General features: G+C 54.1%; 22 protein-coding genes. 4 read left to right on the plus strand and 18 right to left on the minus strand.

What is annotated here, in order from left to right; translation table 11 throughout:
• The 3 genes from pepT to AC2FNV_RS18745 form a co-directional block, all read left to right on the plus strand.
• The coding region (gene pepT / locus AC2FNV_RS18735; protein WP_496774117.1) for a tripeptide aminopeptidase PepT at positions 1–784 on the plus strand (784 nt) is incomplete at its 5' end.
• A gap of 80 nt (positions 785–864) precedes the next feature.
• Positions 865–1,326 (plus strand): DUF4177 domain-containing protein, encoded by a 462-nt coding sequence (locus tag AC2FNV_RS18740; protein WP_170608059.1) that lies wholly within the window; start codon positions 865–867, stop codon positions 1,324–1,326.
• A gap of 108 nt (positions 1,327–1,434) precedes the next feature.
• Positions 1,435–2,802, plus strand: a complete 1,368-nt coding sequence (locus AC2FNV_RS18745; RefSeq protein WP_170608061.1) for a DUF3179 domain-containing protein — start codon at positions 1,435–1,437, stop codon at positions 2,800–2,802.
• Positions 2,803–2,804: 2 nt separating this feature from the next.
• On the opposite strand, the gene AC2FNV_RS18750 is transcribed toward AC2FNV_RS18745, so the two are convergent.
• The 15 genes from AC2FNV_RS18750 to ftsW form a co-directional block, all read right to left on the minus strand.
• Positions 2,805–4,490, minus strand: a complete 1,686-nt coding sequence (locus tag AC2FNV_RS18750) for a chloride channel protein (RefSeq protein ID WP_496774119.1) — start codon at positions 4,488–4,490, stop codon at positions 2,805–2,807.
• Positions 4,491–4,570: 80 nt separating this feature from the next.
• On the minus strand, positions 4,571–6,220 hold the full coding sequence (gene recN / locus AC2FNV_RS18755; protein WP_170608065.1) for a DNA repair protein RecN: 1,650 nt from the start codon (positions 6,218–6,220) through the stop codon (positions 4,571–4,573).
• A 35-nt stretch (positions 6,221–6,255) separates the two neighbouring features.
• Positions 6,256–7,119 (minus strand): outer membrane protein assembly factor BamD, encoded by an 864-nt coding sequence (locus AC2FNV_RS18760; protein WP_170478864.1) that lies wholly within the window; start codon positions 7,117–7,119, stop codon positions 6,256–6,258.
• 126 nt (positions 7,120–7,245) lie between these two features.
• Positions 7,246–8,166 carry a UDP-3-O-acyl-N-acetylglucosamine deacetylase gene (lpxC, locus tag AC2FNV_RS18765; protein WP_170608067.1) on the minus strand — a complete coding sequence of 307 codons (921 nt, stop codon included), beginning with the start codon at positions 8,164–8,166 and terminating at the stop codon, positions 7,246–7,248.
• 213 nt (positions 8,167–8,379) lie between these two features.
• Complete coding sequence (gene ftsZ, locus AC2FNV_RS18770) at positions 8,380–9,999, minus strand: cell division protein FtsZ (RefSeq protein ID WP_170608069.1); 1,620 nt, start codon at positions 9,997–9,999, stop codon at positions 8,380–8,382.
• A 350-nt stretch (positions 10,000–10,349) separates the two neighbouring features.
• On the minus strand, positions 10,350–10,766 hold the full coding sequence (locus AC2FNV_RS18775) for a hypothetical protein (RefSeq protein ID WP_170608071.1): 417 nt from the start codon (positions 10,764–10,766) through the stop codon (positions 10,350–10,352).
• Entirely contained in the window at positions 10,753–12,087 is a 1,335-nt protein-coding gene (gene ftsA, locus AC2FNV_RS18780; RefSeq protein WP_170608073.1) for a cell division protein FtsA, read from the minus strand. Before ftsA ends, AC2FNV_RS18775 begins: the two co-directional genes overlap by 14 nt.
• Before the next feature lie 7 nt (positions 12,088–12,094).
• Positions 12,095–13,102 (minus strand): cell division protein FtsQ/DivIB, encoded by a 1,008-nt coding sequence (locus AC2FNV_RS18785; protein WP_170608075.1) that lies wholly within the window; start codon positions 13,100–13,102, stop codon positions 12,095–12,097.
• Positions 13,090–13,971, minus strand: a complete 882-nt coding sequence (locus AC2FNV_RS18790) for a D-alanine--D-alanine ligase (protein ID WP_496774122.1) — start codon at positions 13,969–13,971, stop codon at positions 13,090–13,092. Before AC2FNV_RS18790 ends, AC2FNV_RS18785 begins: the two co-directional genes overlap by 13 nt.
• Positions 13,972–14,116: 145 nt before the next feature.
• A complete protein-coding gene (gene murB, locus AC2FNV_RS18795; protein WP_170608078.1) occupies positions 14,117–15,043 on the minus strand; it encodes a UDP-N-acetylmuramate dehydrogenase in 927 nt (308 codons plus the stop codon).
• A gap of 47 nt (positions 15,044–15,090) precedes the next feature.
• Positions 15,091–15,333, minus strand: a complete 243-nt coding sequence (locus AC2FNV_RS18800) for a DUF2484 family protein (protein ID WP_170478851.1) — start codon at positions 15,331–15,333, stop codon at positions 15,091–15,093.
• Entirely contained in the window at positions 15,330–15,578 is a 249-nt protein-coding gene (locus AC2FNV_RS18805) for a DUF2484 family protein (protein ID WP_170608080.1), read from the minus strand. Before AC2FNV_RS18805 ends, AC2FNV_RS18800 begins: the two co-directional genes overlap by 4 nt.
• A 79-nt stretch (positions 15,579–15,657) precedes the next feature.
• Positions 15,658–17,067 carry a UDP-N-acetylmuramate--L-alanine ligase gene (gene murC, locus AC2FNV_RS18810; protein ID WP_170478847.1) on the minus strand — a complete coding sequence of 470 codons (1,410 nt, stop codon included), beginning with the start codon at positions 17,065–17,067 and terminating at the stop codon, positions 15,658–15,660.
• Positions 17,064–18,161, minus strand: a complete 1,098-nt coding sequence (locus tag AC2FNV_RS18815; protein ID WP_170608082.1) for a UDP-N-acetylglucosamine--N-acetylmuramyl-(pentapeptide) pyrophosphoryl-undecaprenol N-acetylglucosamine transferase — start codon at positions 18,159–18,161, stop codon at positions 17,064–17,066. Before AC2FNV_RS18815 ends, murC begins: the two co-directional genes overlap by 4 nt.
• Positions 18,161–19,324, minus strand: coding sequence for a putative lipid II flippase FtsW (gene ftsW, locus AC2FNV_RS18820; protein ID WP_170478843.1), 1,164 nt, complete (start codon positions 19,322–19,324; stop codon positions 18,161–18,163). The genes AC2FNV_RS18815 and ftsW overlap by 1 nt, the downstream gene beginning before the upstream one ends.
• Before the next feature lie 362 nt (positions 19,325–19,686).
• On the opposite strand from ftsW, the gene AC2FNV_RS18825 reads away from it, so the two are divergent.
• Positions 19,687–20,868: a BaiN/RdsA family NAD(P)/FAD-dependent oxidoreductase gene (locus AC2FNV_RS18825; protein WP_170608084.1), complete on the plus strand. Its 1,182-nt coding sequence runs from the start codon at positions 19,687–19,689 to the stop codon at positions 20,866–20,868.
• Here AC2FNV_RS18825 and AC2FNV_RS18830 read toward each other — a convergent pair.
• The 3 genes from AC2FNV_RS18830 to mraY all read right to left on the minus strand — a co-directional run bounded on the left by AC2FNV_RS18830 (position 20,865) and on the right by mraY (position 23,976).
• Positions 20,865–21,239 (minus strand): glycine zipper family protein, encoded by a 375-nt coding sequence (locus tag AC2FNV_RS18830; protein ID WP_254442630.1) that lies wholly within the window; start codon positions 21,237–21,239, stop codon positions 20,865–20,867. The two genes, AC2FNV_RS18825 and AC2FNV_RS18830, sit on opposite strands and share 4 nt — an antisense overlap.
• 91 nt (positions 21,240–21,330) lie before the next feature.
• Entirely contained in the window at positions 21,331–22,746 is a 1,416-nt protein-coding gene (murD, locus tag AC2FNV_RS18835) for a UDP-N-acetylmuramoyl-L-alanine--D-glutamate ligase (RefSeq protein WP_170608086.1), read from the minus strand.
• Positions 22,747–22,893: 147 nt separating this feature from the next.
• A complete protein-coding gene (mraY, locus tag AC2FNV_RS18840; protein WP_170608087.1) occupies positions 22,894–23,976 on the minus strand; it encodes a phospho-N-acetylmuramoyl-pentapeptide-transferase in 1,083 nt (360 codons plus the stop codon).
• Positions 23,977–23,981 lie beyond the last annotated feature (5 nt).

Below are 23,981 nucleotides of genomic sequence, written 5' to 3' on the forward strand. Positions count from 1 at the left end.
CTTGCTTGAAAACAAAGATATCTCTCATGGCCCGATCCGCCTCGCCTTTACTCCGGACGAAGAAATCGGACGTGGCGTGACAGAACGACTGCCCAAGGATCTGGGGGCTGATTTCGCCTATACACTGGATGGAGAAGATGTGGGTGAAATCGTCTATGAAAGTTTTTCGGCAGATTGGGCTGTTATCAGGATAAAAGGTGTTTCGATCCATCCCGGCCTGGCCAAAGGTAAACTGGTCAACGCTACGCACTTAGCAGCCAAGATTGTGCAGACTTTACCTCAGGTTACAATGACGCCCGAAGTGACCGACGGACGCGAAGGTTTCATTCATATTGTCGGAATGAGTGGCGGTTCGTCAGAAATGGAAATCAAGTTGATCTTGCGAGATTTCGAGATGGACGCGCTTGAGGCGCAAGGTGAACTTGTTAGGCAGGTCTGTGCCACGGTGCAAGCCACAGAACCCCGCGCCCAAATCACCTGCGATATTTCACACCAATATCGCAACATGCGTTACTGGCTGGAAAACGATATGACCCCCGTCGAACTGGCCCGTGAGGCATGTCAAGATCTGGGAATTGAACCAATCTCCGTCCCGATCCGCGGCGGCACGGATGGGTCACGTCTTACCGAATTCGGCACGCCGACTCCAAATATTTTTACCGGGATGCAGTGCATTCATGGGCCACTTGAATGGATTTCCGTTCAGGATATGGCTATTGCAACGGAAATGTGCTTGTCGCTGGTCGGTAAAGCGGCGCGGAACCACGGCAACAGTGCGAGCTGAATTTTTCTAAAATACCAAGTTCGCTTTCCCCAGCCTGTTAAAATGTTAATTTGGCGAAACACGGCAGTCAGGAACGATTGATGCAGCGCTATGAGTACAAAGTTGTCCCCGCCCCTCAGAAAGGCACAAAGGCCAGAGGGGTCAAGACACCCGAGGGTCGGTTTGCGAATTCCATCGAAACATTGCTTAACCAATTGGGACAGGAAGGCTGGGAATATCAACGCGCTGAATTGCTGCCCAGCGAAGAACGCGCTGGTTTGACCAGTTCATCCGTGAATTGGCGCAATGTGCTGGTTTTCCGCCGCGCCTTGATCAGTTTGGACACTCAAGTTTCAGAACCGGTGAAAAACTTGGAATCCGATATGGAAACCGATGCCGCACCGACCGCCCGCCTTGTGCCCGGGCCGGAAGAAACCTTGCAAGAACCCGTTCCAACGGCACCGGCACCAATTTCAGAAGAACCCCACGAACCGCCGTTGACGCTGAATGCTTCGGAAAGTGAACCGCAGGAAACCAGCGAAGATACACAGACTAAAATCTAGTACACAGTCGAAAAGCGAGTTCTGATCACAAAGGCATTCACGCTTCTGTGGCGTGAAAGTGAGCGGCAAAACAGGCATTCTTGACGTGACTTCGAAAAGGAGGATGTCATGTCTGTTTCGCGCCGGAGCTTTTCAGGGCTATTGGTTGCCGGGATTGTATTTCCCGGGACGCTTTGGGCGCAGCAGGATCCAGTGCTCGAAGCCACCCGTTCCACCCTATTTGGCAGTTCGTCGGAATTCGAGAGCGGAATGGTCTATCTTCGACAACGTGGCAATAAGGATGTCGTACCTGCCTTACTTACCGCCATGCGTTATGCCAGACGTCGGGATGATCAAATTGCCGAAGTCATGGAGGCTTTGACAGGGCAAAGCCATGGAACAGACTGGTTTGAGTGGATGTTGTGGCAAGAACGTAATCGCCAGATCGTTCCGCACCCATCATTCATTCCGTTCAAGCGCGAAGTTCTGCTGGGTATAGACCAAAATTTTGATGTGTTCCTCAAGCCTGAATACTTGCAACGAGACAAGATGAAAATTCGACTGGAAGAGATTGCTTGGGGCGGAGTTACCAAGGACGGTATCCCCTCGCTTGACAACCCGGACCTGCTATCGGCTTCGAAAGCAGATTATCTGAAAGGGGACGATCTGGTTTTTGGAATATCCATCAACGGGGATGCGCGGGCTTATCCACTGCGGATCATGGGCTGGCACGAAATGTTCAACGAAGTGATAGGCGGCGTGCCTGTTGCGTTGGCTTATTGTACTTTGTGTGGTTCGGGAATCCTGTTTGAAACCCATGTAGCAGGTCGGCGAAAGCCCTTTGTCTTTGGTTCGTCGGGTTTCTTATATCGATCAAACAAACTGATGTTTGATCGGGCGTCCAATACCCTTTGGAATCAGTACACTGGCAGACCCGTTGTGGGTCCATTGGCCGATAGTGGGATTACTCTAAAGCAGCGACCTGTGGTTATTACCACTTGGGACAGTTGGAAAACCTCGCATCCAACAACCAAGGTATTGTCCCTCAAAACCGGGCATAGACGAAACTATGGATCGGGAGTTGTCTATCGAGACTATTTTGCATCAAGCGAGTTGATGTTTCCGGCTCTGGTCGACCAGACGCGACACCGCCAAAAGGACTATGTTTTTACCATACGCCAGTTCGGTGCAGCGCGGGCATGGCCTTTGCAAGAATTTGCAAAGACGCCCGTGATCAATGACGCAATCGCAGACAAACCCTTGTTGTTGATAGGCAACCCAAAAAATCGCAGCGTCCGAGCCTATGAACGCGCCAGACATACTTTCCGAACAGTAGATAGCGGTTTACAGGACCAAGCGGGTAATACTTGGAAAGTGACCGAGGAAGCACTTGCCGGGCCAAACGGAGAACAGTTGCCGCGAGTAGCTGGGCACATCTCTTACTGGTTTGCTTGGGACAATTACATGGGAGACGCCGCAAGCGTATACGAAAATTGAAATTACGAGTGCTCTTCTGCCGCTGTAGCCGCCAACGCCCGATTATAAGCCTTTAGCGCATCGACGTGGTACAAAGCTCCTACCGGGTTTTCGACCCCATCTTGGCTTTTTATAACGACCGGAATGCAAGGGATGTCGCCCCTGTCGAAATACGGCATCGCGGCTTCGAGTGTGGCGCTGGCTTCAACGCAAAGACCCTGTTTTATCAGATTTTGCGCCTCTTCCTCACTGATGGACCGAGCATCATCGATAGGGCGCATTACGGTCCCGGCCCGAAGCATGGCAAGTAAATAGGCCTGCGGTCCTGCGGCCAAGTGTACGTTTCGACGTTCTAGTTGGGTCAGGAAGAAAGACCGGTCCACCAGTCGCGATGCCAAAGCAGTCGACATGGAAACCGATACCATAACGGCCAGACCGATCTGCCAGTCCCCGGTCAGTTCAAAAACGATCAGCGTGGTCGATATCGGGGCACCAAGCACGGCCGCCGCAACCGCCCCCATTCCCGCAAATGCGTAAAGCGTGTGAGTTCCGGATACCTCTGGCAGCAATCCTGTCGCAATCAACCCAAAGGCCAGACCTGTCAGTGCGCCGATCATCAAAGAGGGAGAGAACACGCCCCCTCCCATACGTCCGCCCATTGTAATGGCGACGGCCACGGTTTTGACCACTGCAAACACGATCGCCGTTGTCAGAACAAGATCGCCAGTCAGCGCACGGACAGTCGTTTCGTAGCCGACGCCGATAATATGAGGAAACCAAATCGCCAAAACCCCCAGAATCGCTCCGGAAACGGCAGGTCTCAACCACCTTGGCAGGGATAGGCGGGCCTGAATGTGACTTCCGATATCGTCGACAAAGAATATTGACCGCATGAGCAACAACGAAACCAGTCCGCAAATCAGGCCAAGAAGCAGAAAAGCAGGTAGTTCGACGTAGAATTGAAGCGATCCAGGTGTTTCCAGGATAAATTCAGTCACGTCCCCGCGCTCTAGCCGGCTGATAACCGTTCCCGCGACCGAGGCGATAACGATGGGTGCAAATGCGTGAACTGCAAAATGGCGCAACACCACTTCAAGCGCGAACAAAGCCCCAGCAATAGGAGCGTTGAAGCTTGCCGACACCGCCGCGGCGACTGCGCATCCCAAAAGATCACGCCCGGTGATTCCGTCCGCGTGGATACGATTGCTGACCCAAGTTGAAATCACGCCCGCCATGTGGACAACAGGTCCCTCGCGCCCTGTAGAACCACCCGTACTTAAAGTAATTAGAGACGCAAAAAACGATGCTATCCCAGCCTTGTTTTCCACGCGCCCGTCGGTCGTTGCCGCGCCCTCAATTACATCGGCAACCGATCGGACCCTTCCGTCATCGGTGAACTTGTGCAGGATGATTCCCACGATCAACCCGCCAATGATCGGCGTGATCAGAATCAGCAGCCACGGTAGCTTTTCAGCATGGCTGTGCAACATAAGTATATCAGCGGTATCATAGATATACGCTTGCAGCGCTTGCGTCGCCTTTCGGAAGCCAAGCGCCATAAAACCCGCGGCTATTCCTATAACCAGCGCTATGAACCAAAACTGAACTTGGCTGGGGCCACGGCGCAACATCACCCGCCACGCATCTTTGATAGCCGCCACAGCCTGATTGAATTGGTTGCGAAGTAAGGTGCGGGTTGATTGGGTCATTGGCTTTCTGGGTCTTTTTTTTGGGCACTTAGTAAGTCAGTCAGCGCCTTTAGAAAAGTCGAATTACGACCCTAATTGCTTCAGACCTGAAGCAATGCCCGGGCTGCCGCGCGGGCTTCTTCTGTGATAGTGTCACCTGCAACCATGCGCGCGATTTCGTCAACACGATCCAATTCTGTCAGATGCGAGACAGTAGACAGAGTCTGTCCATTACTTACCTGTTTTTGCACCCGCCAATGATGCGCGGCGCGGGCTGCAACTTGCGGCGAATGAGTAACAACCAAAACCTGTCCACCCAAAGCCAGCGACGCCAAACGTCGCCCCACCGCATCTGCTGTCGCGCCGCCCACACCTCGGTCAATTTCATCAAATATCATTGTCCGATTGGTGTTAGCACCAGTCAAACAGACTTTGAGTGCCAGCAAAAAGCGGCTGAGTTCGCCACCCGAAGCAATCTTGTTAAGCGGCCCAGATGGGGCACCCGGATTGGTGGCGACGCTAAAAGCGACCGCGTCGTTCCCCTCGGGACCGGGCTCAGATGGCGTGATTTCAGTCTGGAAAATAGCACGCTCCATTTTCAACGGAGCCAGCTCGGCCATTACCGCGGCGTCCAACTGTCCTGCCGCCTTGCGACGAATATTGCCGAGTTTGGCTGCAGCTGTATCGTAGGATATTTGCGCGGCTTCGACCATTTCGCGATGATTTGCAAGGTCGTCATCGCCTGCGTCAAGCCGACTTAGACGATCACGCAAAGTTTCTGCGAAAGCGCCTAAATCGTCCGGGGCTACGTCATGCTTGCGGGCCAGCGCCCGTATTGCGAACAAGCGTTCTTCGATTGCCTCCAGTTCCGTCGGGTTGAAGTCCAGTGCTTGAAGGCAGGAATGGACACCGTCTTGAGCTTCCCCGAGTTCGATCATCGCACGACCTAATGCGGCAATGGGTTCTTCCAATTGCCCACCCGCATTGTCCGATACACCTTCCAACCAGCGGATTGCTTCTGCCATCGTACCCTCGGCGCCTTCTCCACCCAAAAGACCGAATGCGCGGGCAACGTCATCGCGGATGCGTTCTGCGCCTTGCATCATACGGCGACGGCCATCAAGCTCTGCATCTTCTCCCGACTGCGGGTCCAGCTTGTCCAGTTCGGACACGGCGTGGCGAAGGAATTCTTCTTCGGCACGCATTGCGGCAAGGGCAGTTTCAGTCTCAGCCAATGCCCTCCTAGCACGCGACATCTCGGACCACGCTGAGCGAACAGCGGCAAGTTGAGCCCCAGCCCCCGCGTAGTCGTCCAGCATTGCCCGATGTCCGCGCGGATTCAAAAGTCCTCGGTCATCATGTTGACCGTGCAATTCCACCAAAGTTTCAGAAAGTGCTCTAAGAATTTCGCCAGAGCATCGGCGATCATTGACCCATGCGGTCTTGCGCCCATCGGCTGTATTTACGCGACGCAGGATTAATTCGTCGCCTGCGGGCAAACCGGCTTCGGCTAAGATGTGATGCGCAGGGTGGTCGGCAGAGAGTTCGAATTCTGCAATGACCTCGCCTTGTGATGCACCTTGCCGAACTAATTCGGCACGCCCTCTCCAGCCGAGGACAAAGCCCAACGAATCCAGAAGGATTGATTTGCCCGCACCAGTTTCGCCAGTCAAAGCGTTCAATCCCGGCTGAAACGACAGCTCCAACCGGTCAATGATCAACATGTCGCGGATATCAAGGGCGCGCAACATCGGGTCTTAGCGTCCCACGCCAGTAACCATGGCAGTTACAACCACTCACCTTTTATGGTCTGCCGATATATCGTGCTGAGCCAGTTGTTACCGCTGCTCTTAAGGTTCAGGCCGCGTGATGTCAGCAATGCATAGCTGGCTTCGTACCATTCTGTAGATTGATAGTTGTACCCCAATATCGCACCAGCAGACTGCGCCTCGTCATAAAGGCCCAGTGAAAGATAGGCTTCCACTAACCTGTGCAACGCCTCGGCGGTGTGAGAAGTGGTCTGGAAATCCTCAACTACAACGCGAAATCGATTAATCGCCGCCGTATAATGATCCTGCCGCAGGTAATACCGGCCAATTTCCATTTCCTTTCCTGCAAGGTGGTCAAAAGCCAGATCAAACTTCAATACGGCCGAAGTGGCATATTCACTGTCTGGATAGACTTCGATCACCGTACGCAGTGATTGTAACGCCTGAAAGGTAAGTCCCTGATCGCGGCCCACCTCGTCAATTTGGTCGTAATAGCTTAGCGCCAGCAGGTACTGAGCATAAGCCGCGTCTTCGTCGGTAGGATAAAAATCGATATATCGCTGCGCGGCCGCCCGGCTTTCCTCATAGTTCTTATCCGAGTGGAACGAAAAAGCCTGCATGATCAAGGCTCGCTTGGCCCAATCCGAATAAGGGTAGAGCCGCTCGACCTCGGAGAAATACCACGCTGCATCGTCCGAGCGATTTTGCGAGAGTTCATACTCACCACGGGTGTAAATTTGTTCCGGAGTAAATCCTTCAAGGTTCTGGGAGCGGTCCGCACCTTTTTTTCCAAAGATGCCGCCGGAATCGCCGCAAGCCGTCAAAGTTGCTGCCAGAAGAATCGCTCCTGCGAACCTGACTGCCGCTTTGATGCCAACCATACCGCACTTCCTTGTCGTCTTCCTGGCCGGGATTAAACCCTAATCGGGCCTTGGTCTAGCACATAAAATTCAGGTGCAAAACGCCTTATACGCACTCAGTGGGAAATGTCTTCAAAGTTGATATTTTCAAGCCACTTGCGGAATTTCGCTGCGGACCAGACCTTGACCTGGCAAGCGCGCGGCCTGTTCTGGTGTGCAAAGGACCGGACGCACAGCACCTGGTGTCTCAAAGAGTTTACGCAGCAAGGTGTTGGTCATTGAATGACCAGACTTATCACCAGTAAATCGTCCAAGAATCGGACCGCCCGCCAGATACAAGTCTCCTAACGCGTCCAGCATCTTGTGACGCACCGCCTCGTCAGCATGGCGAAAGCCACCAGGCGTTAGAACTTCGGCGCCTTGAACGACGACCGCGTTTTCCAAAGTTCCGCCCAGCGCCAGACCATTTTCACGCATCGCTTCGACGTCGGTGCGGCGGCAGAAAGTTCGGCTGTCGCAAAGCTCTCTCGCAAAAGATCCATTCCGCATATCCAGAACCTTGGTCTGGGAACCGATTGCGTCATCTTCAAAATCAATGTTGAATTCGATTACCAAACCTTCAGCCGGAGCAATCGTAGCACTCGCACCTTCACGAGAAACTGCCACTGGTTCGAGCACTTGATATGCCAACACCGGGCTGGCCTGACGGCGAACGCCCTTAGACATGATGCCGTGTACAAACTCAATGGCCGACCCATCCATGATCGGGACTTCGGGACCATCGATCTCAACCAGAGCATTGTGAATACCGCACCCGGCGAGAGCAGCCATAATGTGTTCGACTGTCGAAACTGACACGCCCGCGTCGTTAACCAGCCGCGTACACAGCTGTGTGCGTTCAACGACGTCATATATTGCAGGGATCAGAGCATTGCCCAATTCGATATCGGTCCGTTTGAACCAAATCCCATGACCTGCCGCAGCTGGCTTCAGAACCATTTTCGCAGGCTTACCGCTGTGCAGCCCAACGCCTGAAAACGTGACCGAAGATTTGAGCGTATGTTGCAATTAGAACCTCAGATAGCAGCGTGCAGCCAGCTATGGGCTGCGTCGCACATCAGTTAAGGAACGGCGCCTCAAGGCTCAACTCACTCTTTGCAACTGAATGAAACATCAGTGTGACAGATCGGCAAAACCCTGCTTACAGACATTCAGTGCATTGTTTTTAAAAGAAAAAGAGCCACCGGTTGGCAGCTCTCTTCAAAGATTTTGTTACCGCGATCAGTTGGCTTGTCGGCGCAAGAAGGCGGGAATTTCAATTCTATCCTGATCCGGGTCAGCTGCTTCTTGGGCTGGTGCGGTGGCATCCGACGCTCTGATTGCAGGCTGCTGACGGGCAGGTTGCGCAGGTGTATCCGACGCATGTCCAGTCATACGGTCGATCAATCTGTTAAAGCCAAAACGCGAGCGTTCTTCTGGTTGAGGCTGCTCTGGCGCTACTGCTTCCTGAGCTCGTGTGGAGTTGAATCGCGGCGCGCCTGTTGGCACTTTTTGAACCGCTGCCTGTAGACGCTGCATGGCTGCAGGTGACGGCGTTCCGGGTTCCTGAGCGCGTGGCGCGACGTAGTCCTCTGCAGCCCGCTCACCAGAATCGGGTCTCGGTTCGAATTCTGCCACATGGGGTTGATAGGCGGGAGGAGGTAAACCGTCATCGTCCTGTTCAGCAGCTGCCGGCGGTTCGTTGTGCCAACCTTCCTTGAACTCTACATCTTCGATTGATTCAAAAAGAGTTGGGGCAATGTTGCCATCGTCTGCAGCCGATGTCCGAGCGGCGACTTCCAGTGATTGCTCATCAGCCGCTTCTTCGGCAGATACTGTTCGGGTAAGCGGAGCCGACATTGAGCGGCGCGCAACCGGGACGTCCGACTGAACGTCGCTGGCATCAATTCCTGTGGCCACCACAGACACGCGCATCCCGCCTTCCATCTCGGTATCAAGGGTAGAACCAACGATAATATTCGCATCAGGATCAACTTCTTCCCGAATTCGGTTGGCGGCTTCGTCCAGCTCGAAGAGGGTCAGATCATGAGAACCTGTTATGTTGATCAGAACGCCCTTCGCTCCCTTGAGGCTGATTTCATCCAAAAGAGGGTTGGCTATGGCTTTTTCCGCCGCCTGAATGGCACGATCTTCTCCAGTTGCTTCGCCTGTACCCATCATCGCTTTGCCCATCTCGTCCATGACGGCGCGAACGTCAGCAAAATCGAGGTTGATCAGACCGGGGCGGACCATCAGGTCCGTCACGCCTTTTACACCTTGATACAGAACATCATCAGCCATCGAGAACGCTTCGGTGAACGTGGTCTTTTCGTTGGCCAGACGGAACAGGTTTTGGTTCGGGATAATGATCAGCGTATCAACAACTTTTTGAAGAGCGTCCACACCGTCTTCGGCTTGACGCATCCGCTTTGCACCTTCGAATTGGAAAGGCTTGGTCACGACGCCAACGGTGAGTACACCCAATTCCCGCGCTGCTTGAGCGATAATTGGCGCTGCTCCGGTCCCAGTACCACCACCCATACCAGCAGTGATAAAGCACATGTGTGCGCCAGCTAGATGGTCGACTATCTGTTCGATGCTCTCCTCGGCGGCAGCAGCACCAACGGTCGGGCGCGCGCCAGCCCCCAAACCTTCGGTCACTTTGACACCCAATTGAACTCGTGCGGACGAGCTGCTTTGCTGAAGGGCCTGTGCGTCGGTATTTGCGACAACGAATTCGACACCGTCCAGCTGCTTTGCAATCATGTTATCCACGGCATTACCGCCAGCGCCGCCAACGCCAAAAACCGTGATCCGTGGCTTTAATTCATCGTGCCCGGGCATCGAAAGATTCAATGTCATGCTCTGTCCGCCTGTTTTATAAGTTGCCGCGTACTGCGGTGTTTTTCTGACCTATCCATCTTTCATTTTATCGTTCAAATCCTCAAACGTCACGTCCAAAATCGCCGCGAACCACAAAATATGGAGGAATCAAGGCGGAAATCAGCGGTATTTCGCGATATCCGCCACATGTTGCGACCAAACAACAACGCGACACAACGCAATAACACGTCGCGTCGCGGTTTTGGCGACTCGCTCTATGAAAGTACTTGGCTTCTTCGCGCGGGAAACTGCTCGTCTCCTGCCGCCGGGCCTCTACCGGACCCTGTGGACAGTTTTAGGGATAATTAGTTGGCACGCAATACAATTCTTCAGCTAATCGGGGCATTTGGGCAATCCAAGTTGTCGTTCGAGATCCGTCGTATTTCCTGAATCTCGGCAAATGCAAAACTTGATTCGCGAACCATCAGTCGGCCTTCGTGTTCGAATGGCCACCAACATACGTAAACGCCTCCGCCAATATCATCGTACTGAAAGCAAATTTGGCCTTTCGAAACCGAGATTTGCCCGTAGACGCATCCCAATCCTGGCTGCCACCAAACTGACAACTTCGAACTCAGAAATTGTTCTATACCTACCAGCGCTCCGGTATGAATTTCATGGAAATCCGCCGTTTTGCCTTCGACCGCAGACAAAAAATCCTCAGGTGAAATCCGCGTCTGCGCGAATGCAACGGTCGGCTCCAGCGCACTTACCAATCCAAGAACAATGGTCTTACCAATTGTCACGGAACCACCGAACCGCTCTTTTGAAAGGTCGCGCTGCATATGTGTCGACTGGAATTTCGAAGTCCCACCATTCATCTTGCGGATGGGCAGCGAAAAGGCTTAGGCCTACCGCCGAAGAGAATGCAGGCCCAGTAGCAGATTGTGGCAGGCCATGAACACGTAATGGACGCCCCAAACGCACGCGCTGCCCCAGAATGCGCGTGGCCAAACCATCTAGTCCCATGATCTGACTGCCGCCCCCGGTCAACACGATCTGCTGACTTGGCAAATGATCGAAGCCCGCAGCGTCAAGACAGGTGCGCACCTCCTCGAGTATTTCTTCAACTCTTGGACGCATAATACCAATTAGTTCCGCCCGACTGACAGTTCGACGATCATGTTCCCAGTCACCGGTGTCACCGCCGATATCAATCATATCGCGGTCGTCTGCTCCGGTTGCGTGGACACCTCCATTGAACGTCTTTATTCGCTCTGCCACCGCTGCCGGAATACCAAGGCCCATAGAAATATCCGAGGTCACATGATCGCCGCCCATTTTGACACTATCGGCGTAAATCATATGTTTCTTTATGAAAATTGATACGCTGGTCGTGCCTCCACCCATATCTATGCAAGCCGCACCCAGCTCTTGTTCGTCTTCAACCAAAGCCGAAATGCCGGATACGTAGGCAGAATTCGCCACACCTGCGAGCTCAAGGTCGCAGCGTTTGATGCAACGCAAAATGTTTTGAATTGCCGCAGAGTCGACGGTGAGCATGTGCATGTCCACCGCAAGACTCTGCCCTTGCTGTCCACGCGGATCAATCAATCCTGATCGATTGTCGAGAGCAAAATTAACAGGTTGCGCGTGCAAAACCTCACGGCCCGTACCGTAATCAGGCACATCGCATGCATTCAGAACCCGCCCGACTTCGGCCTCAGTGACAAGTTGGCCTTCCAAGTCAACCTGCGCGTCAAGGCCGTAGGACCGAGGATTGGCGCCCGAAAAACACGCGATAACGTGATCGACCCGGATATCGGCCATCTTTTGCGCGGCTTGCAATGCCGTTCGGATGGCACGCTCGGTTTCCTGCATTGCGGTGATTTCACCAAATTGAACGCCGCGCGAACGTGTCGTGGCCGCGCCGATTACTCGGAACCCAGTCTGCCCCGCCATGGAACCGATCGAGTTATCCTCGCTTAGCCGTCCTGCCCCATCAAAGCGCAGCACAAGACAGGCGATCTTGGAACTTCCAACATCCAAGATGGCGACAACGCCTCTTTGAATTGCCTGTCTGCGCATCTGTCGCATCGCGCGCTGGGACTGATAAAGATCGGTCATCATTCGCTTATTGCCCGCCGTTTACTGTCACTTTTGTGTTCCACCATTCTTCGCTGGCGGCTTTATTCATTCTGATTGTCGGACGTTGTCCTAGTCGCATATCAACCACGGTCACGTCCCGCTCAAGCAGGTCCTGCACCTCGTTCACGGCCAACACCCGCTCCAGGGCACGAGCCGGACGTTCGGTCGGCAGCATGATGCGCTGACCGCGATCCAAAACCAGATCCCAGCGCCGTTCGCCCACACGCACCAGGCCGCGCACTCTGTCGCCTAAACTGCGAGAAGTACTCAGAATTTCCAACGCTTCGGGCACGTGCTTGTCCGCGCCTTTGCCCGCGACCAACGGCAAATCAGCAAAATCGGCGCGTGCCGCAATTCTTTCGACATGGGCACCGGTTTCATCAAGCAACTCGACACCTCTGCGGGTCCGCCAGACAATGACCGGCTCTCGTTCAACAACGTCGACTTGCAAAATTCCGCCCGGTCGAATGCGCACAGTCGCGGATTTTACTGGATCCAACCCAATGATCGTGTCTCTTATCTTTTCGACGTCCATGTCCCAAGAGCTGAGCGGGAAATCCAGCGGCACGACTTCGCGAATATCTTCGGACAGACCCGTTCCCGCACCATCAATGGCCATCAGATTGACCATAAATTCCGGACGTTCTTGAATTGAAGTCTTAATTTCAACGACATAATCGGAAATAGCGTTACGCCGATCCTCAGACGAAAAATATACCGCTAGCCCCATGGAAAGGACAAAAATTGGTGTGCCCACCCGAAGCGCCTTTCGAAAGCCGGGCGTCAACATCAATCGCTGGAACCGGTAACTCAAGCGGGACGGGGTGGGATCACCGCGACCTGCGCCACGACGTAATTGCCCCAACCCGCGTAACCGAAATTTTGATTTTGGTTGCGAGCTCCCACCGTTCCCAGATCCAAAATCGGCATCTGTAACGATCAGAGGCTTTGCCCTATGCTCCTCAAGTGCTCGAGTGGCAATCAGCGGTCGCATGATGCATCCTCCACCATCCAAGCGCAAAGCTGGCCGAAAGTCATACCCATATGCTCTGCCTGTTCGGGCACCAAAGAAGTTGGGGTCATTCCTGGTTGCGTGTTGGTCTCCAGCAGGAACAAGCCGTCCAAGCCCATGCTGTGATCCCACCGGTAATCTGTTCTGCTGACCCCGCGACAGCCAAGGGCTTTGTGCGCGCGCACGGCAAAGTCCACGCAACGATCGAAAATTCCCTCTGGGATTTCGGCGGGCAGTACGTGCCAAGACCCACCCGGCTTGTACTTTGCGTCATAATCATACCAGCCGCCGTTTGTCATGATCTCTGTCACAGTCAAAGGTCGGTCATCCATGACGGTTACAGTCAGCTCACGACCTGGAATGTATTTCTCGACCATAACTTGATCGGGCATATCCTGGGAAAGCTGCGGTGGGCCATTGGCAGATTCATGCACAATGTAGATGCCAACGCTGGAGCCTTCATTGTTGGGCTTTGCAACATATGGCGGCTCCATCACGTGGGCCTCGACAACTTCGATCTTCGGCACAATAACGCTCGGGACTACAGGTAGCCCTTCGGCCTGATAAACCTCTTTGCTGCGTTGTTTGTCCATGGCCAGCGCCGAAGCCAGAACACCTGAATGCGTGTAAGGTAATTGAATCCACTCCAACAATCCCTGCACGCAGCCGTCCTCCCCCCAGCGGCCATGAAGGGCATTGAATGCAACATCCGGTTTAATGTCGGCAAGGCGAGCGCAAAGGTCGGGACCAGCGTCCAGTTCGACCACTTCAAAGCCTTCTCCCCTTAGGGCGGCTGCGCATTCGCGCCCGCTGCTGAGAGACACCTCGCGCTCCTTCGAGGGTCCGCCCATCAAAACCGCCACTTTGGGGCTTGTCCTGCTCGACATACCCACCTTTGTGCGCCTCAAAAACATGGACCTTTTTGGTGGTCCGTATTGTTGTTATACCGTTGATCCGTCGCCTTAATTTGCCTGTTGTAGTCTGACGGTCAGGGCACTATTTTTCAAGCGGATCGCCGACCCGCATAATTTCCCACTCTAGCGTGATACCGCTTGTTTCGTAAACCTTTTTTCGTACCTCCTCGCCCAAACCTTCAAGGTCTGCGGCGGTTGCGTCACCAGTGTTGATAAGGAAATTCGAGTGCTTGTCACTCATCTGCGCGCCACCCACCTTCGCGCCGCGCATGCCAGCGTCATCGATCACCTTCCAAGCTTTTAGGTCGTGTACGTCATCAGCCCTTCCCGTCGAAGAAAAGCCGGCAGGGTTGCGAAATGTCGATCCGGCACTGCGATCTTTGGTAGGCTGCGTTTCATCACGCTTTTCCAATTGCAACGCCATGCGGTCATGCAATTCCCTTGGATCGCCCAAGGGTCCTTTGAAAGTGGCTGAAACCACGACGGCCCCATCGGCCAGGTCAGTTTGGCGATAGCGGAAATTCATATCTTCTGGTCTCAGATCCACGATTTCGCCTTGCCGGGTCACGATAGTGGCTTTGCGCAACACATCCGCCGTGTAACTACCGTAGCAACCCGCATTCATCCGGACAGCCCCGCCAATTGATCCCGGAATCGTCCGCAAAAAAGTCAGGTCCACGCCGGCATCCGCCGCCTTACGCGCGACATGTGCGTCAAGCGCGGCCGCTCCGGCCGTGACAGTATTGCCTGCAACCGAAATTCCATTGAAACCACGCCCCAGACGGATCACTACCGAACGCAACCCTCCGTCCCTTACGATCAGGTTAGAACCAACACCCATCGGAAAAACTGGCACATCCGCTGGCAAATCACGAAGAAATTCCCGGAGATCCTCGATATCCGCTGGTTGAAAGAGATAATCCGCCGGACCACCAACCCGTAGCCAGGTCAGATCATTAAGCGAGCGATTTTTAGTAAGCCTGCCGCGCGGCGAGGGAATTTTCGACATGAACGCTAGATCGCGGATTTGCGTCTGCTGTGCAAGTGCCGAAAGCCTTAGATCCACTTGCGCAGCCAGCGCCCAAGGTAAATCACCGGCCAACGCAGCACCGAAATACCTGCTGCCAGCACGATCAGTCCAATCCATGGCCCATTTTCGTAGGTGACGTATCCCAGAATGGGTATGCCCACAGCGATCAGGAAATAAGCGCGGGTCCAATGGTTGTCTTTGCTGGGGATCATAGCCATTACATTGGCAACAAGCCCCCAAAGACCTGCAAGAGCGATCGACCAGTTCATTGGACTTCTCCCCGGCCCGACCATTTTCGCCAAAAATAGCGCAAGGGATATCGGAACATGGACACAAATGCCGCAAGTGCCAAAGCAGAGACAAACCAGCCGAAATCAAACCCCAACCATAGGATCAGCGCCGGGGCGCATATCAAAAGGGTGACACCCGGTAGGAACTGATACTTCATCGGCAACATCGCCACGATCGTCGCGCAAATCACCCAACAGGCGGACAAGACAACAGACAATTGCATGTGCCCCTCCTTGAGCATCGCGGACGCGCTTAATTGTCCGCTTTCATCTCGAAGCTGTGCGTCCAAGAACCCAAACCCTTCACACTGCTTGTTTTCTAAGAAGGCGCTCTGGCAATCCATTAGCCCAAGCGCTGATCGTACCAGCACCAAGACAAACAACCATGTCCCCCGACCGGGCTTGTTCGCGAACAAGGCGCTCCAGATCGGCTTCGTTCAGCAAAGCCCTGGCGTGACGGTGCCCGTGACGAATCAAACCCTGAACTAAAGAATCACGATCCGCGCCAGCGATAGGCTCTTCTCCAGCGCCGAATACATCGGCAATGGCGACAACGTCAGCGTCGTTAAAACAAGTGCAGAAATCGTCGAACAGATTGGACAAGCGCGAAAAACGGTGTGGTTGATGTACGGCAATAACCCTGCCGTCTGTAGCCTGACGTGCGGCCTTGAGAACGGCCGCGATTTCCACGGGATGGTGGCCATAGTCGTCGATGATTGTGACACCATCGACCTCCCCCACCTTGGTAAAGCGTCGGTTTACACCTCCAAAATTTGCCAACGCTTCGCGGATTTCTACAGCCTTCATTCCCAAATGCCGAGCAACAGCTACTGCGGCCAGAGCATTCGAGACATTATGGTCACCCGGCATAGGCAACGTGCATCCTTCGATGACCTTGTCTTCGTATTGGAGGTGAATGTCGAAATGCGCGACACCGCCTTTGTACGTAAGGTTCAGCGCCCGAACGTCGGCTTGTGCATTAAAGCCATAAGTCCGCACGCGACGATCGGTGATACGCCCGACAAGGGTTTGCACCTCGGCATGGTCAGTGCAGCAGACGGCAAGTCCATAGAACGGCAGGTTTGAAACAAACTCGTAGAACGCATCACGCAGCGTGTCGAATTCACCCCAATGCTCCATATGTTCTGGGTCGATATTTGTGACGATGGCAATAGTGGCAGGAAGACGGTTGAATGAACCATCGGATTCGTCTGCTTCAACCACCATCCATTCTCCCTGCCCCATTCTCGCGTTTGATCCGTAGGCGTGGATAATACCGCCATTGATCACGGTCGGGTCAAAGTCACCGGCAACCATCAGTTCTGCCATCATCGTCGTTGTAGTGGTCTTACCGTGCGTTCCTGCAATGGCAATGTTGGATTTCAGCCGCATCAATTCCGCCAGCATATCGGCTCGGCGGACAACAGGCAGACCTTGCGAACGCGCCTCATCCAATTCCGGGTTTCCTGGCTTGATCGCCGTAGACACGACGACGACCGCTGCGCCTTCCAGGTTCTCGGCCCTTTGCCCGACAAATACCTCTGCCCCCAGTTCAGCCAGACGGTCCGTGATCTTTGAGGCTTTCAAGTCGGAACCCTGAACGCGGTACCCGAGATTCAAAAGAACTTCGGCTATCCCGGACATGCCGATACCACCGATCCCGACGAAATGGATCGGCCCTACATCTTGCGGGAGTTTGGTTGCAGGGTTCATGCGGTCTCCTTCTGCGCCAGAGATTCAACAAGAGAAACCAAACGCTCGGTCGCGTCAGGCGCACCAGTTGAAAGGGCGGAATGGGCCATTTTTTGTGCGGCTTCCGGGTTGGTGAGGACTGCGGTGATTTGCTCTGTCAGCGAGGTAACGTCAAGCGCATTTTCGGGGATCATGATTGCCGCGCCTGCCTGAACAAGCCCCCGCGCATTGGCGGTCTGATGGTCTCCGGCAGCGGCAGCAAAGGGGACTAGAATTGAAGGGCGCCCGATGACCGAAATATCTGCTACGCTAGACGCCCCTGAGCGCGAGATAACCAGCTGAGCCTCAGACATGCGGCGGGGTACGTCATCAAAGAATGGTTGGACATCCGCGAGGATTCCGTTTTCGTCGTAAAACGCCTTAACCCTCTCACCGTCTTCGTCGCGAGCCTGATGAGCAACGCGAATGTTTTCGCGAAGTTCATCCGACAAGGCAGCAATGGCACCTGGCACTACATCGCTGAGAATGCGCGCTCCCTGAGAGCCGCCCATCACAAGGATTGACATCGGGTAATCGCCAGGTGGGATGTAGCCGGCAGCGGCTCGGTCCAGAACAGATGCGCGAACCGGATTGCCGGTGTGGATACCATGCGCTCCCTCAGGTAAATCGGTTGGCCATACGCCGCAGGCCACATGGCCCACTCTTTTGGCAAACAGCCGATTGACCCGCCCAAGAACGCCGTTTTGTTCGTGTATCATGCGCGGTAGGCCTAACATAGTCGCCGCACCAAGCGCGGGGATAGAGGGGTATCCACCGAATCCGACAACAACATCTGGTTTGTCGCGCGCCATTTGGAGCGCCATGCTTGTAATTCCACCGATGATTTTTGGACCAGCCAACGCTTTGGCAGCAAACCCTCCGCGCGCGAACGTGGCCGAGCTGACTTGGAGGATCTCGGTAGAGTCGGGAAAGCCACCCGAGTATCGCGCACCGCGTGGATCGGTGGACAGGCGAACCCGCCATCCCTTGCTTAACATTGCCTCGGCCAAAGCCTGCGCCGGGAACATATGCCCCCCTGTACCGCCTGCCGCAATGAGAAGGTATGGTTTACCCATCAGCTTCGTCCGCGCAGTATTTCGCCAAGTTCGCCCTGTGGGCGGTTACGCGTAAAAGCCAGCAACATGCCAACCGCAATTCCGCCTGCAATAAGCGATGATCCACCGTAACTGACAAACGGCAAAGTCATGCCCTTAGCGGGCAACAGGCGTACGGCAACGCCCATGTTAATCATGGCTTGCACCCCAAACATGCAGGCCAGACCAGTGCCTGCCAATCGGATAAACATATCGCGTTCACGCATCAGGCGCAGCAATGACCGAACCACGATGATGGAATAAAGCGCAATGATGATCAGGACCAGAATCAGCCCATATTCCTCGGCCGCCACGGCTATTATGAAATCAGTATGCGCGTCCGGCAGTGACCATTTTACCTGCCCCTCACCAACACCTACACCAAACAAACCGCCCTCTCTAATAGCATTGGTCGCGTATCCAAGCTGGGTCGTAGGGTCGACTTCTTGATTCAAAAAACCGTCGATGCGGCGGGCAAAATGTTCCGAGTTTGAATATGCAAACATTCCAGCAAGGACGACAACCCCAGCCATTCCAACCAACAAGAACATGGGCGCGCCCGCCACGAAATACATCACACCCCATCCGAAAAGGATCAGGCAGGCCTGCCCAAAATCTGGTTGCATCACCAGCATGCCAACAATTGCCATACACAAAGCAAATGACCACAAACGCCCCGGTGGGCCATTGATCTCTTGCGAAGCAGCCAGCAGCCATGCCGCGACCACTACAAAACCGGGCTTCAAAAACTCAGACGGCTGCAGTGCTGCAAACCCCAGAGAGTACCAGCGTACTGCCCCCTTTCCAAAGTCGGTTCCAAAAACCGGCAAGAAAGCCAACGCTACGAACGCAACCAGAAATCCAAGTACCGAAAGTCGCCGGATGAGAGTGGGCGACATCATAGAAGTCAGCAACATGGCGATTAGCGCGAGTCCGCCAAAGAAAGCCTGCCGCTCAACGTAGTGAAACGGATCAAACCCGTTGCGGCTTGCCAGCGGCGGTGAAGAGGCCAGCCCCAACAAAAGGCCAATTACAAACAGGATCAGAACACAAGACATTGTCCAGCGATCGATTGTCCGCCACCATTTTGGAAGGATCGGTTCACCGCGCTGGTCCTGGACCGCGCCATACACCATCTCAGTCATGAGATACCGCCACTATCTGCCTCGTAATCGCCCCGTTTTCGGGATCTAAGTGAGAGTCTACAGGGATTTTTGCATTGGGGCCAGTGAAATAAGGGCGATTCGACAATTCTATGTTTTGTGATTCAAATTTATTCCACTCGGCTCTGAAAGGGGCTCTTACCGCTCTAGACATCCAGAATTCGCGATTTCATGAAAAGCTGGATCAAAAACTATTCGGCCAACTTTTGGGGCTTTCGGCCTAATTCCGAGGGCACTTTGAGTCCGCAAACTTAATTTCGGGACGCCCAATTGACCGGACGTTCAGTTCTGCTTCGATTGCGTTGCCTCTTGCAATCGCTTCCAATCCCAGCCAAGCGCAGGATATGACTTTCAACACCGTCATCCTTGGTGCCGGCGCCGCTGGCATGATGTGCGCGGCCCATTGCGGCGCGCGCGTTTTGGTGATCGATCACGCTAAAGCGGCTGGAGAGAAAATCAGGATTTCCGGCGGCGGCCGTTGCAATTTTACGAACTTAAACGCTGGACCGGACAATTTCCTTTCGCAAAACCCACATTTTTCTAAATCGGCGCTGGCGCGTTACACGCAGTGGGATTTTATCGACCTAGTAAACCGCTACGGGATTGAATGGCACGAAAAGACGCTGGGACAACTGTTCTGCAATGGGTCGTCCAAGCAGATAATAAATATGTTGCTGGACAAGATGGAACGGACCGGGGCCGAACTATGGTTACAAACGACGCTAAAAAACGCGCGAAAGACCGAGGCAGGTTTCGCGTTGCAGGTGGAGAGGGAAGGACGAAGGGTCACCCTGCATTGCGCCAATCTGGTGCTTGCCACAGGTGGAAAATCGATCCCAAAGATGGGGGCAACGGGACTGGCATACGACCTGGCCCAACAATTTGGCCTCAAAATTACTGAAACCCGCGCAGCGTTGGTCCCGTTCACCTTTTCTGACGGACGGTTCAAGGAACTTTCCGGTGTTTCTCTGCCAGTTCAACTGTCCAACGACCAAGCCATCTTCGATGAATCGATGCTATTTACCCATCGGGGCCTTAGCGGACCGTCCGTTTTGCAACTGTCATCCTATTGGCGCGAGGGTGAGGCAATTCATGTCAATCTGATCCCGGATTTGCCCCTTTTCAATTTACTGCGTGAACAACGCAAAGAAGGCGGGCGCAAAGCTTTGACCACCGAGTTGGCGCGGCACATGCCCGCGCGATTGGTGGACTATCTAAGCCAGAAGCTTCTGATAGCGGGTAATTTAGCCGATCAATCTGATGCGTCTTTGTCTGACCTGGTCGCAAATTTGTCCGACTGGCAACTCCGACCCTCCGGCACCGAAGGTTATCGTACTGCCGAAGTGACACTCGGCGGTATCGACACCGAAAACCTGTCTTCAAAAACGATGGAGGCCAAGGATGTCCCTGGCCTCTTTGCGATTGGAGAAGCGGTAGATGTCACCGGTTGGCTGGGAGGCTACAATTTCCAATGGGCGTGGTCTTCTGGTCACGCCGCAGGAAAGGCCATCGCAGACCGGATCTAGCCAACCACGTTATAGCCACGTCCGCGCATACAGTTTCGCACAATGACTTCTTTATTCTGGTTCTTTGCGATGACATCGGCTCCAGCCCCAATCAAGGCACCAGCAGCGGCCGCGCGACCCAGATTGTCACTGCTGTCTTGAATAATCGCCGTTGTGGCAGCAGCACCCGCCGCTCCGATCGCGGCATTACCGGCGGTGGACCCGTCGACGCTGGCCTGAGACGCCGCCAACTGCTGACACTGCGCAAGATCGGCGCTGTAGTTCGGGCTGACAGGCCCATCGATTACTGGTTGGTAATTGGCGCCTGTGTTCGTGCAAGCTCCCACCACAAAGATGGCAGGAAGGATCAGAGCGAATTTACGGTGTGGCATTTCCATGACCTCGTTTTGAATTGTCGTAGAAGCAAACCCAAAAATTATGGCGCGTCAAACGGATAGGTTTAAAGCCTCGTCGAACCGGCGGTTATTTGCAACCGTTGCCCGATGACAGTCTTCTTTTGACCTCGGAAACGAAGTCGTCCCCCCTTTGTTCAAAGTTATCATATTGGTCAAAACTTGCTGCTGCGGGGGCCAACAATACAGTTTCGTCCGGCTGCGCATCCTCAATCGCTTGCTCGACGGCCCGCTCCATCGTTGTGCACACCGTGGTGTCGACATCCAGCTGCATGGCGAAATTGGCAGCCTCGCGACCGATAACATAAGCTTTGATCACCTGATCCGAGGCTTCGTTCAGTGCAGCCAGCCCACCCTCTTTTTCAAGACCTCCACATATCCACCGGATCTTTTTGAAGGCCCTCAAAGCCTTTGCTGCGCTGTCGATATTGGTTGCTTTCGAGTCGTTGACGTAAGTGACGCCATTGGTCTCAGCGATGATCTGACTACGATGCGGCAGACCCGGATAGCTATGCAAGGCCGTCTCGATCGCCTTAGGTGCAAGACCTAACGCACGACAGGCGGCGTAAGCAGAGCATGCATTTTGATGGTTGTGAGCGCCCGGTAGACCCTTAATCCCGCGCAGATCAATGGACGCTGTCTGACGTCCTTTCCGATATTCGGACAGAAAGCCTTTGCGCGCGAAAACCTGCCAGCCTGGGCCGGTTAACTTACGTTCAACGGAAACCCGGATGACGCGATCGTCGCTTCGCCCTTCGGCCAACTGCCCTGCAAGAAAGGAGCCTTCGATTTCATCTACGCCGACAATGGCGCGATCTGGTCCGCCCTCGGCAAACAGACGCCTCTTGGCTGCGAAATACCCACCCATTCCTGCATGTCGATCCAGATGATCCGGCGAGAGATTTGTAAAAACAGCAATATCTGGAGTTAGCGCACGAGCCAGTTCGGTTTGATAGCTGCTGAGTTCCAAAACCACAACCGAGCCGTCACCCCCCGGGTCGATATCCAGCACACCCCGGCCAATGTTTCCCGCCAACTGTGACTGGCGACCAGCTTCGGTCAAAACGTGATGTATCAGGGCCGCTGTGGTGGATTTCCCGTTTGACCCAGTGACAGCAATTACACGCGGCGGAGTCTCAAATTTGCTCCAGTCTTGATCGGCAAAACTTCGGAAGAACAAGCCGATGTCATTGTCCACGGGCACGCCGGCTTCCAGCGCAGCCGCGATGACTGGGTTTGGCTCGGGGTAAAGGTGGGGGATACCGGGAGAAACGATTAGAGTGGCGACATCGTCAAACTCTGATTGGTGTCGCAGGTCGACACAGTCAAACCCTTCGGTTTCAGCAGTCTCTCGTGCCGCAGGATTGTCGTCCCAACAAACAGGAGTTGCTCTGCCTGCTTTTAATGCGCGTGCCGTGGCCAACCCAGAACGACCCAGCCCCAGCACCGCCACTTTCTGCCCAGAAAAACCTTTGACCGGGATCATATAATACACCTTGCCGTCGTGTAATTCATCCGCACCCTGCACCTAAGAAATCACGAAAAGCAAGGGCGGCATCAAGCTAATACTTTAGACGGAAGCAGCCGCCAAACAATTGAGGCTGGCCGCAAATCCGCTTGACCCGCGGAGACCTTACCGTACTTTTAACGTTGCCAGACCGATCATTGCCAGGATCAGCGATATGATCCAAAACCGGATAACGATTGTTGGCTCAGCCCAGCCTTTTTTCTCATAATGATGATGGATGGGTGCCATTAGGAAAACCCGCTTTCCGGTGCGCTTAAAGTACAGAACCTGAATAATCACGCTCAGCGCCTCAACAACGAACAGTCCACCAACGACAGCGAGGACCAGTTCGTGTTTCGTCGCCACAGCAATCGCGCCCAAAGCTCCGCCCAGCGCAAGCGATCCTGTGTCGCCCATGAAAACCGCAGCAGGCGGCGCATTATACCACAAAAACCCAAGACCGGCGCCGAACAAAGCCGAAGTAAATATGAATATTTCGCCTGTTCCCGGAACGTAGTGCACATCGAGATATTCGGTAAAATCGACACGCCCAACGGCATAAGCAATCACGCCCAAAGTCGAAGCAGCTATCATCGCTGGCATAATGGCAAGGCCGTCCAAACCGTCGGTGAGATTCACTGCATTTGCTGCCCCGACAATGACTATTATCGCAAAGGGTATGTAGAAAAAACCAAGGTTGATGAGTGTGTCCTTGAACACTGGCAACGCGAGTTGGTTCTGAAGGTCGCCTGGGTGATGCAATGTTGCCCAGAGTGCCGCAAGAACAGCAATCAACACACCCAGCCCCAATCGCATTTTGCCGGGCACACCCTTGGTATTCTGTTTGGATACTTTGGCATAGTCATCCGCAAAACCGATGGCCGCATAAGCAAGGGTCACAAACAACACCATCCATACGTATGGGTTGTCCCAACGCGCCCAAATCAACGTAGAAGTGACAAGTGCCCCGACGATCAGCAACCCACCCATGGTTGGTGTTCCCGCCTTGGAAAAGTGTGCTTCTGGGCCATCGTCCCGGATCGGCTGACCTTTGCCCTGCTTCTTTCGCAGCACGTTGATCAGCGGCTTTCCAAAAATAAACCCAAAAACCAGAGCTGTCAGAAAGGCTCCGCCCGCTCGGAACGTGATATAGCGGAAGAGGTTGAAAAAATCCCCTCCATCCGAAAGCGCGGTCAACCAGTACAGCATTATAA

It is taken from the genome of Ruegeria sp. BHSA163 (genome assembly GCF_059613365.1).